Annotated in this window: 10 protein-coding genes; 6 read left to right on the plus strand and 4 right to left on the minus strand. The window is 69.7% G+C overall.

All coding sequences use genetic code 11. From position 1 onward, the window contains the following. Positions 1-53: 53 nt before the first annotated feature. Positions 54-854 (plus strand): 3-hydroxybutyrate dehydrogenase, encoded by an 801-nt coding sequence (locus ACFVJQ_RS09510; protein WP_385508778.1) that lies wholly within the window; start codon positions 54-56, stop codon positions 852-854. Between the two features lie 76 nt (positions 855-930). Further along, positions 931-2,919 carry a helix-turn-helix domain-containing protein gene (locus tag ACFVJQ_RS09515; protein WP_385782223.1) on the plus strand — a complete coding sequence of 663 codons (1,989 nt, stop codon included), beginning with the start codon at positions 931-933 and terminating at the stop codon, positions 2,917-2,919. A 41-nt stretch (positions 2,920-2,960) separates the two neighbouring features. On the opposite strand, the gene ACFVJQ_RS09520 is transcribed toward ACFVJQ_RS09515, so the two are convergent. Beyond that, on the minus strand, positions 2,961-4,346 hold the full coding sequence (locus ACFVJQ_RS09520) for an MFS transporter (RefSeq protein ID WP_385508776.1): 1,386 nt from the start codon (positions 4,344-4,346) through the stop codon (positions 2,961-2,963). 272 nt (positions 4,347-4,618) lie between these two features. Then, positions 4,619-5,320: a hypothetical protein gene (locus ACFVJQ_RS09525; protein WP_385782226.1), complete on the minus strand. Its 702-nt coding sequence runs from the start codon at positions 5,318-5,320 to the stop codon at positions 4,619-4,621. Between the two features lie 502 nt (positions 5,321-5,822). On the opposite strand from ACFVJQ_RS09525, the gene ACFVJQ_RS09530 reads away from it, so the two are divergent. Together ACFVJQ_RS09530 and ACFVJQ_RS09535 are read left to right on the plus strand one after the other, a co-directional pair. Then, positions 5,823-6,719 (plus strand): aminoglycoside phosphotransferase family protein, encoded by an 897-nt coding sequence (locus tag ACFVJQ_RS09530; protein WP_385782229.1) that lies wholly within the window; start codon positions 5,823-5,825, stop codon positions 6,717-6,719. Positions 6,720-7,083: 364 nt separating this feature from the next. Next, the gene (locus tag ACFVJQ_RS09535) at positions 7,084-7,539 is read left to right on the plus strand and encodes a nitroreductase family deazaflavin-dependent oxidoreductase (RefSeq protein ID WP_385508771.1); all 456 of its coding nucleotides are present in this window, start codon (positions 7,084-7,086) and stop codon (positions 7,537-7,539) included. A 340-nt stretch (positions 7,540-7,879) separates the two neighbouring features. Here ACFVJQ_RS09535 and ACFVJQ_RS09540 read toward each other — a convergent pair whose 3' ends face one another. Both ACFVJQ_RS09540 and ACFVJQ_RS09545 read right to left on the minus strand, forming a co-directional pair. Continuing rightward, positions 7,880-8,551 carry a response regulator gene (locus tag ACFVJQ_RS09540; RefSeq protein WP_385508770.1) on the minus strand — a complete coding sequence of 224 codons (672 nt, stop codon included), beginning with the start codon at positions 8,549-8,551 and terminating at the stop codon, positions 7,880-7,882. Continuing rightward, a complete protein-coding gene (locus tag ACFVJQ_RS09545; RefSeq protein WP_385782232.1) occupies positions 8,526-9,701 on the minus strand; it encodes a sensor histidine kinase in 1,176 nt (391 codons plus the stop codon). Before ACFVJQ_RS09545 ends, ACFVJQ_RS09540 begins: the two co-directional genes overlap by 26 nt. A gap of 203 nt (positions 9,702-9,904) precedes the next feature. Between ACFVJQ_RS09545 and ACFVJQ_RS09550 the strand changes: the two genes are divergently transcribed. Then, a complete protein-coding gene (locus ACFVJQ_RS09550) occupies positions 9,905-10,120 on the plus strand; it encodes a hypothetical protein (protein ID WP_385508768.1) in 216 nt (71 codons plus the stop codon). A 5-nt stretch (positions 10,121-10,125) separates the two neighbouring features. Continuing rightward, positions 10,126-12,309, plus strand: a complete 2,184-nt coding sequence (locus tag ACFVJQ_RS09555) for an MMPL family transporter (RefSeq protein ID WP_385782235.1) — start codon at positions 10,126-10,128, stop codon at positions 12,307-12,309. Positions 12,310-12,510: the final 201 nt, after the last annotated feature.

The following is a 12,510-nucleotide window of genomic DNA, read 5'->3' on the forward strand; positions in this document are numbered from 1 at the left end:
GTATGGGCTTTGACCACATGGGGCGGGGTGCGCGAACTGCCTAGGGTCGAGCCATGAGCCTGCCCAACAGCCTCCCCGGCCCCCACGCCCCCTCGCTCGATCTCGGCGGCCGCACGGCCCTGGTCACCGGAGCCGCCGGTGGCATCGGCCGCGCCTGTGTGCTGCGGCTTGCGGCCGCCGGGGCCAAGGTCAGAGCGGTCGACCGGGACGACGCGGGTCTGGAGTCGCTCGCCGGGCAGGCGGCGGGCCTGCTGGGCAGCGTCGAACCGCACGTCCTCGACCTCACCGACCTGGACGCAGCCGAACAGGCCGCCGCGGGCACCGACGTCCTCGTCAACAACGCCGGGCTGCAACTGGTCCGGCCCATCGAGGAGTTCCCGCCCGACGTGTTCCACACCGTGCTCACCGTGATGCTCGAGGCGCCGTTCCGGCTCATCCGCGGTGCCCTGCCCCACATGTACGGGCAGGGCTGGGGCCGCATCGTGAACATCTCCTCCGTCCACGGACTGCGTGCCTCGGCCTACAAGGCGGCCTACGTGGCCGCAAAGCACGGCCTGGAGGGGCTGTCCAAGACCGCCGCCCTGGAAGGCGCACCCCACGGCGTCACCTCCAACTGTGTGAACCCCGCCTATGTGCGCACTCCCCTGGTCGAGAAACAACTCGCGGACCAGGGCCGGGCGCACGGTCTGCCCGAGGACCGGGTCCTGTCCGAGGTGCTGCTGCAGGACAGCGCACTCAAACGGCTCATCGAACCGGAGGAGGTCGCCGAGGCGGTCGCCTACCTGTGCAGCCCGCAGGCGTCCTTCATGACCGGGACCTCACTCGTCCTCGACGGCGGCTGGACCGCGCACTGAGCGATCCGGCGCCCCGCGCGCCCGGAGTTTTCCACAGGGCTGACGGGGCGCCCGGGCAATGAGGAATCCTGTGAGCATGTCCCGCGATCACGTGCACTCCGCCGAGCGTGCCGACGCCGACCCGCCCCCGAACAGTTCCACGGCGTCGGCGAGTGGCTCCGCCGCAGCGCCCGAGAGCAGCGCCGAGGCGCCGTTCCTGGAGCTGCTGGCCCGCGGTGCGTCCGCCGACGCCTTCGAGGAGCCGCTGCTGCGCGCCCGCACCGAGGGTCGGCCGGCCGACCGGCTCGCGGCGCTCGAACACGCCAAGCTGCTCGCGCTGCGCGTGCGGTCGGAGCTGGAGGGGCGCCGCCGCCGGGAGGCCGAGCTGTCGGCGCTCTTCGAGACCGCCCACGACCTGGCCGGACTGCGCGATCTGGACGCCGTGCTCCAAGCGATCGTGCAGCGTGCCCGGTCGCTGCTCGGCACCGACGTCGCCTACCTCAGCCTGAACGACCCCGCCCGCGGCGACACCTACATGCGGGTGACCGAGGGCTCGGTCGCGGCCCGCTTCCAGCAGCTGCGGCTCGGGATGGGCGAAGGGCTCGGCGGCCTCGTCGCCCAGACTGCCCGCCCGTATGTCACCGACGACTACTTCAAGGACGACCGCTTCCAGCACACCGCCACCATCGACGCGGGCGTGCGGGACGAGGGGCTGGTGGCCATTCTCGGGGTCCCCCTCATGCTCGGGCACCATGTGATCGGGGTGCTCTTCGCGGCGGACCGGCGCGCGCGGGTCTTCGAGCGGGCGCAGATCGCGCTGCTCGGCTCCTTCGCGGCGCTGGCCGCGGCCGCCATCGACACCGCCAACCTGCTCACCGAGACCCGCTCGGCCCTCGCCGGCCTGGAGCGTGCCAACGAGATCATCCGGGACCGCAGCGCCGTCATCGAACGCGCTTCCGACGTGCACGACCGGCTCGCCGAACTGGTGCTGCGCGGAGGCGGAGTCCACGACGTGGCCGCCGCCGTCTCCGAGGTACTCGGCGGCACGGTCGAGTTCACCGACGCCACCGCCGCACCGGCGCAGGCCCTGGAGGCCTTCCGTACGGAAGGACATGCGGTACGGCACGAGGACGACTGGATCGCCGCGGTCGCCGCGGGCGGTGAACTGCTCGGCGCGCTCGTGCTGCGCGGACAGCCCGGGCTCGACCCCGTCGACCTGCGCACCCTGGAGCGGGCCGCGATGGTGACGTCGCTGCTGCTGCTCGCCCGACGGTCCGCCGCCGAAGCCGAACAGCGTGTCCGCGGCGAACTCCTGGACGACCTGCTCGACGCCCGCGACCGTGACCCGCGCCTGCTGCGGGAACGTGCCGCGCGGCTGCATGCCGACCTCGACGCCACCCATGTCGTGCTCGCGGCGCGCATCGACGGCCAGGCGGCCGACGCCGACCAGGAGGCGGACGCCCGTCGACGCCTGTGGTCCGCCGCGTCCCACCTCGTCGCCACGCGGCACGGACTGGCCGCCGCACGCGACGGCGGCACCGTCCTGCTGCTGCCCCTCGACCCCGGCGACACGGCCACCGACCTGGCCCGCCGCACCGCCCGGCACCTGGGCACCGCCGTCCACGAGGCGGTCACGGTCGGCGCGTCCGCACCGGTCGAGGACCTCACCGCCCGCCCGGACACCGTCCCCGCCGCCTATGAGGAGGGCCGCCGCTGCCTCGACGCCCTGCGTCTTCTCGGCCGCGCCGGGGACGGTGCCGCCGCCGAGGACTTCGGCTTCCTGGGGCTGCTGCTGGCCGGCGACCGGGACATCGCGGGCTTCGTGACCCGCACCATCGGCCAGGTCGTCGCCTACGACGAACGCCGCGGCACCGAGTTGGTGCGCACCCTCGACGCGTACTTCGCCTGCGGGATGAGCCCCGCCCGCACCAAGGACGAACTGCACGTCCATGTCAACACGGTCGCCCAGCGCCTGGAGCGGGTCGGCCGCCTGCTGGGGGACGACTGGCAGAGTCCCGCCCGGGCCCTGGAGATCCAGCTCGCCCTGCGCCTGCACTGTCTGGCGGCCGCCCCGACACGCCAGTGACCCCCGTACGCACGGGCGTACGGGGGTCGTGGCCGGCTGGATCAGACCCGGTGTGCGTCCGGTGTCCGGTCGGCCGTGGACTCCGTCCCGCCAACGGATTCGACGTCGGCCAGGTCCCGGTTGCGGGTCTCCTTCGCCGCCGCCACGGCGACGACGGTCAGGAGCGCCGCGGCGATCACGTACAGGGAGATGGGCGTCGAGCTGTCGTAGCTGGACAGCAGCGCGGTGGCGATCAGCGGGGCGGGCGCACCGGCCGCGACCGAGGCGAACTGGGCGCCGATGGAGGCACCGGAGTAGCGCATCCGGGTCGCGAACATCTCGGAGAAGAACGCGGCCTGCGGCGCGTACATCGCACCGTGCATCACCAGACCCACGGTGACGGCGAGGATCAGGTTGCCGAAGCCGCCGGTGTCGATGAGCGAGAAGAACGGGAACATCCACAGACCGACGCCGACCGCACCCAGCAGATAGACGGGACGGCGGCCGATCCGGTCCGACAGCGCGCCCCACAGCGGGATGACCGCGAAGTGCACGGCGGACGCGATGAGCACCGCGTTGAGCGCCGTCTGCTTGGAGACCCCGGCGGAGGTGGTGGCGTAGACGAGGATGAACGCGGTGATGACGTAGTAGCTGATGTTCTCGGCCATCCGCGCACCCATCGCCACCAGGACGTCACGCCAGTGGTGGCGCAGCACCGCGACCAGCGGGAGCTTCTCGGCGGCGGCGGTGCTGTCCGCCTTGCGTGCCTCGGCCTGTGCCAGAGCCTGCTTGAACACGGGCGACTCGTCGACGGACAGCCGGATCCACAGGCCGACGATCACCAGCACACCGGAGAGCAGGAACGGAATGCGCCAACCCCAGCTGACGAAGGCGCTGTCGGAGAGCAGAGCGGTCAGCAGGGACAGCACACCGGTCGCCAGAAGCTGCCCGGCCGGCGCCCCGGTCTGCGGCCACGAGGCCCAGAAGCCGCGCCGTCGCGCATCCCCGTGCTCCGACACGAGCAGAACGGCGCCGCCCCACTCACCGCCGAGCGCGAAACCCTGCACGAGACGCAGCACGGTGAGCAGCACCGGCGCCGCCGTGCCGATCGTCGCGTGGGTGGGCAGCAGCCCGATCGCGAAGGTCGCCCCGCCCATCAGCAGCAGGCTCAGTACCAGCAGCTTCTTGCGCCCGAGCCGGTCGCCGTAGTGCCCGAAGACCAGGGCACCCAGCGGCCTGGCGGCGAAGCCGACCGCGTACGTCAGGAACGAGAGCAGCGTGCCGACGAGCGGGTCGGACTCGGGGAAGAACAGCTGGTTGAAAACGAGCGCGGCGGCAGACCCGTACAGGAAGAAGTCGTACCACTCGATGGTGGTGCCGATGAGGCTGGCGGCGACGATGCGCTTGAGGTTGCCGGGCGTTGGGGGAGCGGATGCTGCGGAGGCCATGTGCGCCACTTCCTCGTGTGCGGTGGGGACGGGTACGTGTGGGCACACGGTAGAAAGACGCAGGTCAGGCGCACATGTGGTGGAGCACCATACTTCTGGGGTGGGCTATGCGTGCTCCCACCATGTCGGCTTGCCAAGGCGCGCTTCGGCCGCTCGGATAGGGGGGCGTAATGAGTGGTGCCTGTGATGCACCGTTAGGGGTGTTTTGACGGTGGCGTGCTGGCTCCCGTGCTGGTTCGGTGCTGACTGAAAGCCCACGTCATCACCCGTCTTCACCCCTCCCGTGCTGACTTGGTGTTGACTACGCTGCGTTGAATTCGGGCGTACGGTGCTGGTCGGATGCGGCTGCGCGGCTGGCGCTGGTGCCGCGTCAGGCAACGTTCGCTCCGTCCTGGATACGGTGTGTCCATGCGTGGCGCTGACCAGCCGGACCTGGATGAGATCAGGTCCAGGATTCCGTCGAAGGCGCCCTCGCCGAACGTCTCGACCATGCCCTTGTAGTCGCTCGGCAGTGCGGTGCCCAGACGTGACTCCACCTCCGCCCAGTCCACGTCCGGCCGCTGTGCGGGGTGTGTCCAGCCGGTGATCCGTATGAGCCGCTCCACCCAGTCGACGTCCTCGTCCGGAGCGACCGCCAAGGGTTTGGGCACCTCCCGGTGAGCGACCACCAGCACCGGCCGCTCGATCCCCTCTGGGTCCCGCGCCCTACCCGTGGCGACCCACTGATCCCCGTACACCCACGCCCGTATGGTCACGGCCCGGCCCTCGAGGGGGACGAGGAGAGCCGCGCCTTTGGACTCGTCGACCGTCGGATCGGTGAAGCCGTCGAGGACGAGGGTGCGCGGCGCGCCGTAAACGCCGGCGAGCAGGTCGATCAGGTCCTGCGGGTCCAGGTCGCCGGGCAGGTACATGTAGCCGTTCCCCGGGCCGAGTCGGGCCAGCAGGTCGTTGACGGTCGCGTGCGTGAGCTCCATGGCGGACAGTGAAGCGCACCGCACTGACAACGGACGTACTCACAGACGTATCTGACGTCAGACCGAGAGGTGGTGGACCCCACCCGAGGAGACCGCTACTGGACATAGCCATTGTCAACGGGATCGCGGATTTGCTCATCCGCTGCTGATGAGCCGCCTTCATTGCTAACGAAGTCGCGGATCCTAGACACCTGATGTAGGATCTCGCGCTCCGCTTCATACGAAGGCCCCGCGACCTGCGGCTTCTCCGGCTGTCGCACGCTGCTTCACCGAGATCTGTCTCAACTCCCGCTGCATTTCCCCGGGGAGAACAGTGTCCCGTCTCAAGTGATCTGGTCCGAAGCCGCGGCTGTGACCTGGGGCGACCAGAACGGTTGAGACACCTGGGTGGCCGACAACCTCAGTTGATCTGGACCCTGGCGTATGAATACTGGCTGTCGTCTCAGTTGATCTGGTCTGCTTCCGGCGTTTCGAGTTGGACTAGTGGAAGAGCATGCGAGAGATGACCATGCACGATGACCAAGTGGACGTGACCACCGAAACCGTTGCGACTTTGATCCAGGAACAGTTCCCTCAGTGGAGCGGCAAGGCGATCCGACTCCTGCCGTCGACCGGGACGGTCAACGCCATCTTCCGCATCGGGAACGACCTCTCGGCGCGTTTCCCACTGCGTCTGGCCGATGCCGCCGAGGCGCTGGCGTTTCTGAAACAGGAAGCCCAGGCGAGCGCGGAGCTGGCGCAGGTGTCTCGGTTCCCCGCCCCGGAACCCGTCGCCTTGGGAAAGCCTGGAGCGGGTTACCCCATGCCGTGGTCGGTCCAGACATGGCTGCCGGGAACGGTCGCCTCGGATGCCGACCCGAGTGGGTCGGACGCTTTTGCCGAGGACCTTGCGGCCTTCATCGCAGCCCTCCGGGAGGCCGAGACGCGGGGGCGGCTCTTCAGCGGCGAGGGTCGTGGCGGCGTTCTCGCTCACCACGACGATTGGATGGCGAAGTGCTTCGAGGAGAGTAAGGAGCTGCTCGACGTGCCCCGGCTGCGCCAGGTGTGGAGCCACCTTCGGGAGTTGCCACGCACGGGTGCCGACGTGATGAGCCATCGTGACTTGATCCCCGGCAATGTACTGGTCGCGGGAGACCGGCTCAGCGGCGTACTCGACACCGGCGGCTTCGGCCCGGCCGACCCCGCGCTGGATCTGGTCAGTGCCTGGCACCTTTTGCAGCCAGGTCCGCGGGAAGTGCTCCGGCGGACACTGGACTGTGACGATCTGGAGTGGGAGCGCGGCAAGGCATGGGTGTTCGAACAGGCGATGGGTGTTGTCTGGTACTACGTCGAGAGTAATCCGACGATGAGCAGAATGGGGCGCCGGACACTCGACCGCATTCTGGAGTCGATGGAGTGATGTCGCCCCGGTTATAGGCCGTGATAAAGACGATCGCTTGCCGCCCCCACGACAGCAGCACCAACGGGAACAGATCATCTGAGACGACGAGCGAATCGGGCCAGATCATTTGAGACAGGGATCAGATCGGCTGAGACGGAACAACAGAGAGGACGCCGAACCGGCAGGCCGCTGATGGCCCGTCCCAATCGATCTTGCCGCCGGGCGACGCCCTGGCCTGCGGAGAGACACAGTCGGGTGAGACACCGGAACCTTGCTGTCTCACTTGAACTTGTCGGCAGAGCGGGAACGGCGGTCTCGTCTCCGCGCGAGGCTTGTGCTGAACTGCGCAAGACAATCCGTAAGCGACGACAGGGCGACCGCGATGCCTCTTGAGGGCGAGTACGAGCCGAGCCCGGCGCAGTGGGTGCGCGAACAGGTCGAGCTCTATGAGAGTTCGGGCGGCACGCAGGGCGCGACGCTGTGGGACACGGGCCTACCCGTCGTCATTCTCACGACGCGCGGCGCGAAGAGCGGCAAGATCCGCAAGATCCCGCTGATGCGCGTGGAGCACGCGGGGCAGTACGCGGCCGTGGCCTCGAAGGCCGGCTTCCCGCGTCACCCGGTCTGGTACTTCAACGTCAAGGCCAACCCCCACGTGGAGCTCCAGGACGGCTCAATACGCCAGGACATGACGGCCCGCGAGATCACCGGGGACAAGAAAGCCCAGTGGTGGGAGCGCGCGGTCGCCGCGTATCCGCCCTACGCCGAATACCAGGAAACGACTGACCGTGTGATCCCCGTCTTCGTGCTGGAACCCGTGTACGTGGCGGACGCCTGACCTTGTCCCCGGAACGAGACAGAGGCGAGGTCTCGTGAGACGGGACAGTTGACCTGCACAGTCTCACGCGCGCTGCACATGTGCAGCGGATATGAGGCGGGCTGTGAGACTGTGCAGCGCGATTCGAGATCCCACACGCGTTGTAGGTTTTCGCCGCTTGCTTCCTGCGCCGACGCTGTGACCTGCGGCTGCGATCGGCGTCTCACGCCGCGGCCCGGGCGGTCAGTCTCACACTCGCATGCGAACCCGCCGGCAGGGCCGTGCGAGACGAGCGGCGGACCTGCGACAGGTGGCGCCTGTGCGGCTGGCATGGTGCCAGATGCCGGCGGTAGCCGGGGATTCAGTCCGTGAGCCAACCGGGGCTGACCATGCGGTATTCGTAGGCCATGACCACGACTTGGGATCTGTCGCGGGCGCCGAGTTTGGCCATGATGCGGCTGACATGGGTCTTCGCGGTCAGCGGGGAGACCACCAGTTGTGCGGCGATTTCGTCGTTGGTGCATCCGGCGGCGATCAGCTGCATGACTTCACGTTCGCGGCTGGTCAGGGCATCGAGGCGGTTGTCGGGCTTGGGGGTGCTGTCCGGGCGGTTGGCGAATTCGGCAATGAGCCGGCGGGTGATAGAGGGGCTGATGAGCGCGTCGCCTCGCACGGCGACGCGCACCGCGTGCAGGAGTTCCGCCGGTTCGGTGTCCTTGACGAGGAAGCCGGTGGCGCCGGCGCGCAGGGCCCCGTACACGTACTCGTCGAGGTCGAAGGTCGTCAGCATGACCACCTTCACCGACGCCAGTTGCTCGTCGGCGGCGATGCGGCGAGCGGCTTCGAGACCGTCCATGCCGGGCATGCGGATGTCCATCAGCACCACGTCGGGCCGCAGCTCGCGGCAGGCGGCGAGCGCGGCGTGCCCGTCGGCGGCCTCGGCGACCACGTGCAGGTCGTCCTCGTCGTCGAGGATGCCGCGGATCCCCGCGCGCACGAGGCGCTGGTCATCCGCCAGCAGGATCCTGATCATCAACTGCTCCGCCGATCGGCTCGTGGTGGTCTGAGAACGGTAGCCGGGTCCGGACGACGAACCCGCCCGCGCTGCCGGGCCCGGCGTTCAACGTTCCGCCCAATGCGCGCGCCCGTTCCCTCATGCCCGCGATCCCGCTGCCGACTCCGTGCCCTGCCGGGGGCGCACCTTCCCCGTCGTCCTGGACGCTGAGCGTCAGTGCCCGGTCACCGTGGTGGAACCGGACGACGACGTGCCGGGCGCCGCTGTGCCTGACGGCGTTGGTCAGGGATTCCTGCACGATGCGGTAGGCGGCCAGGTCGACCGCCGCCGGCAGCGGTGAACCGGTCCCGCTCTGCTCGATGCGCACGTCCAGGCCGGCCCGGGCGGCCGAGGAGACCAGCTCGTCGATCCTGGACAGCCCTGGTGAGGGTGTGGTGGGGGCCTCTTCGTCGACCTGACGCAGTACACCGAGGGTGGCGCGCAGTTCCTTCAGGCCCTCCTTGCTGCCCTGCTTGATGGCGGTCAGCGCTTCCTGTGCCTGGCCGGGGTCCTTCTGAAGCCGGTGCAGGGCGGAGGACGCCTGCACGTGGATCATCGACATGTTGTGGCCGATTACGTCGTGCACTTCACGGGCGATGCGCAGTCGCTCCTGCGTGGCGCGCAGCCTGGCCTCCTCCTCGGCGTAGGCGACCCGGCCGTGGCGCATCCCGCCCAGAGCCACCACCGCGACCAGCCAGCCGGTCAGCATGAACACAGCCGTGCCGTTGACATCACCGGTGCCGGCCAGAACCCCCGCGCCCACCCCGATGACCATCACGGCCGCCATGGCGACCGCGGCCTGGATCCGCCCGTGGGCCGCCAGCGCGTACAGCGCGGCGATCGGGATCACGACGAGCGGACCGTCGACCGTGCTCAGCAGGTGGTAGACGCCCGTGCCGAGCACCGTGAACCAGCCCACCGCCACCGGGCGACGGCGGCGCAGCGGCAGCGCCGCACACACCGCCGCTGCCAGGAGCCAGGAGACGATCACCGAGGTGGTCGCGTCCCAGTCCGGACCCAGCCGCTGCCCCTCGGCCACCCCTGCCAGCACCAGTACGACCCCGGCGAGCGCCAGATCGGCACGTGGCCCTGTGGGCAGGCGGAGGCGGGTGACATCGAGGCGCGGCATTGCTTCATTCTGCCTGCGGCGCGGCTGCACCCAGACCCTTGTGTCCGCATTTGTGTCGAGGGTGCGTGCCGGAGGAGTACGCGGCGGCCGGGGCGTACATCTGCTGGTGTACGGCGCGGACGACGCCTCCCGCCGCTGGTGCAGACCGACTGTCGGCCGTGGGCCGACGCCCGCGCCCGGGGTGCGCGAGCAGGCTCAAGGGCATGTCGTCGTCCCGTACTCCCACGCGGATCACCGCTGCCGTCGTCGGCGCACTCGTGGGCACCGCCGCCGGAATTCTGCTGGTCACCGCTGTCGGATCGTTCTCGATCACGGTCAGTGGCGCGGTCGTCGGTCTGGCGCTCGCCGTGCCCGCACTCGCCGGCGCGGTCGTGGGCGTGGCGGTGACTCCAGGCAACACTCGCTCGAATTCGAGGTAGGCATCATGTCTTCCCCCCGCGGCTCGGCCGCGTCCCTCGCCCCGCCCCCGCCACAGAACGACACGTCCGCGCCCGTCGGGCGGTTCGGTTCCCTGGCCGACTGGGCGCAACGTCATCGCTGGGCCGCCCTCGTGCTCTGGGTGGCTGTCGTGGCCGCCATCACGCTCGGCTCCACCGCCGCCGGCTCGGCGTACAAGAACGACTTCACCCTGCCGGGCACCGATTCCCAGGCGGCCACCGACCTGTTCAAGAAGCACGGCAGTGACCAGGCGGGCGACAGCGTCGAGATCGTCTTCAAGGACGCCGCCGGTGTCCGGAGCGCCAAGGCCGGCGTCGAGTCGATGCTGGCCGAGGTGAAGCGGATGGCGGGGGTCGCCGACGTGCGCAGCCCGTTCTCCGATGCCTCGGCGGTGTCCAAGGACGGCACGATCGCCTACGCGTCCGTCACGCTGGACGGCAAGACGGAGGAGGTCCCCAAGGAGGACGTCGCAAAGATCATCGACACCGCGCGGAGCATCGCCACCGAGCACCTCCAAGTCGAGATCGGCGGCGAGGCCGCGCGCAACGCGCAGGACAAGGAGGCACCGACCGCCGAACTCGCCGGGATCGTGGCCGCCTTGGTCATCCTCGTGCTGCTGTTCGGTTCGCTGCTGGCGGCCTCGCTGCCGCTGATCACCGCGCTGTTCGCGGTGGGCGGCGCCATCGGCCTGATCGCCCTGGCCTCGCACATCTTCACCGTCGCCGATTTCACCCCGCCCATCCTGATGCTCGTCGGCCTCGGGGTCGGCGTCGACTACGCACTGCTGATCTTCTACCGCTACCGCCATGAACTCCTGGCCGGTGTCCGGCCCGCGGAGGCCGGCCGAAAGGCCCTCGACTCCGCCGGCCGCACGGTCTTCTTCGCCGGCTGCACGGTCATCGTCGCCCTGCTCGGCCTGGTCGCCCTCGGGCTCGGCTCCCTCCAGGGCATCGCCCTCGCGGTGGCCATCACCGTCCTGATCACCATGGCCGCCTCCCTGGTGCTACTCCCCGCGCTGCTCGCCCTGTTCGGCAGGCGCATCCAGCGCCATGTCCTCAAGCAGCAGGCCAAGGCCACCGAGAAGGGCAGGACCGAGGGCAACCGCTGGCGCGCCATGGCACGCGCCGTACAACGACGCCCGATCCCGACCCTGCTGGCCGGCGTGATCGCGCTCCTCGCCCTGTCCGCACCGGCCCTGGGCATGCGCCTGGGCTTCGCCGACTCCGGCAACGACCCCGAGGGGACCACGTCCCGGCACGCGTACGACCTGCTCGCCGAGGGCTTCGGACCCGGCTTCAACGGTCCACTCATCGTCCTGGTGAAAGGTGATCAAGAAGCCGGCAAGATCGTCCAGGCAAAGCTCGCCACCACCGACGGCGTCGCCGAGGCCAGCCCTGCGCTGCCCTCCGAGGACGGCGCCCTGTCCACCGTCTTCGTCTACCCGAAGACCTCACCGCAGGACGAAGGGACCGTGGACCTCGTGCACCACCTGCGCGAGGACGTCGCCCCGCCCCTGGAGCACACCACCGGCGCGGAGGTGTTGGTCGGCGGTGCCACCGCCGCCTCCCAGGACGTCTCCGAGACACTCGCCAACCGGCTGCCCCTGTTCGTCGCCGTCGTCGTCGGCGTCTCCTCGCTGCTGCTCCTGCTGGTCTTCCGGTCCATCTGGATCCCCGTCAAGGCAGCCATCCTGAACCTGCTGTCCATCTCCGCCGCGCTCGGCGTGATCACCCTGGTGTTCCAGCACGGCTGGTTCGGAGCACAGCCGGGCCCCATCGAAGCCTTCATCCCCGCACTGATCTTCGCGATCGTCTTCGGGCTCTCCATGGACTACGAGGTCTTCCTCATCTCCCGCATCCACGAAGAATGGACCCGCACCAAGGACCCCGCGCAATCCGTACGCGAAGGGCTCGCTTCCACCGGCAAGGTCATCACCGCCGCCGCGGCCATCATGATGTTCGTCTTCGGGGCATTCGTCCTCAGCTCCGACCGCATGCTCCAGCAGTTCGGACTCGGCCTGGCCGTCGCCATCCTGCTCGACGCCGTGGTCATCCGATGCCTCATCGTCCCCGCCGTCATGCAGATGCTCGGCAAACGGGCCTGGTGGCTCCCCGCATGGCTGGCCCGGAAACTGCCCAAGGTGTCCATCGAACGCCCTGAGCACAGCTGACCAGCGCACCGCCCCAGCTCGGATCACTACCAAGCCCACGTCACCTCCGCAGTGCGTGGCGGAGCCGGCGAGATCGCAGCGGCGCGGGGGGGGGGGGCCCCCCCCGCCCCCCCCCCGGGGGGGGGGGGGGGGGGGGGGGGGGGGGGGGGGGGGGGGGGGGGGGGGGGGGGGGGGGGGGGGGCCGGAAGAGAAGACCCGCGG

This window comes from Streptomyces sp. NPDC127197 (assembly GCF_042672405.1).
Classification (GTDB): Bacteria; Actinomycetota; Actinomycetes; order Streptomycetales; family Streptomycetaceae; genus Streptomyces; species Streptomyces flavusporus.

Excerpts from the sequence above, each read along its gene's own strand:
- ACFVJQ_RS09550 (WP_385508768.1), top strand. The coding sequence starts at position 9,905 with ATGTCGTCGTCCCGTACTCCCACGCGGATCACCGCTGCCGTCGTCGGC.
- ACFVJQ_RS09520 (WP_385508776.1), bottom strand. The coding sequence starts at position 4,346 with ATGGCCTCCGCAGCATCCGCTCCCCCAACGCCCGGCAACCTCAAGCGC.
- ACFVJQ_RS09540 (WP_385508770.1), bottom strand. The coding sequence starts at position 8,551 with ATGATCAGGATCCTGCTGGCGGATGACCAGCGCCTCGTGCGCGCGGGG.
- ACFVJQ_RS09515 (WP_385782223.1), top strand. The coding sequence starts at position 931 with ATGTCCCGCGATCACGTGCACTCCGCCGAGCGTGCCGACGCCGACCCG.
- ACFVJQ_RS09545 (WP_385782232.1), bottom strand. The coding sequence starts at position 9,701 with ATGCCGCGCCTCGATGTCACCCGCCTCCGCCTGCCCACAGGGCCACGT.
- ACFVJQ_RS09525 (WP_385782226.1), bottom strand. The coding sequence starts at position 5,320 with ATGGAGCTCACGCACGCGACCGTCAACGACCTGCTGGCCCGACTCGGC.
- ACFVJQ_RS09510 (WP_385508778.1), top strand. The coding sequence starts at position 54 with ATGAGCCTGCCCAACAGCCTCCCCGGCCCCCACGCCCCCTCGCTCGAT.
- ACFVJQ_RS09530 (WP_385782229.1), top strand. The coding sequence starts at position 5,823 with ATGACCATGCACGATGACCAAGTGGACGTGACCACCGAAACCGTTGCG.
- ACFVJQ_RS09535 (WP_385508771.1), top strand. The coding sequence starts at position 7,084 with ATGCCTCTTGAGGGCGAGTACGAGCCGAGCCCGGCGCAGTGGGTGCGC.
- ACFVJQ_RS09555 (WP_385782235.1), top strand. The coding sequence starts at position 10,126 with ATGTCTTCCCCCCGCGGCTCGGCCGCGTCCCTCGCCCCGCCCCCGCCA.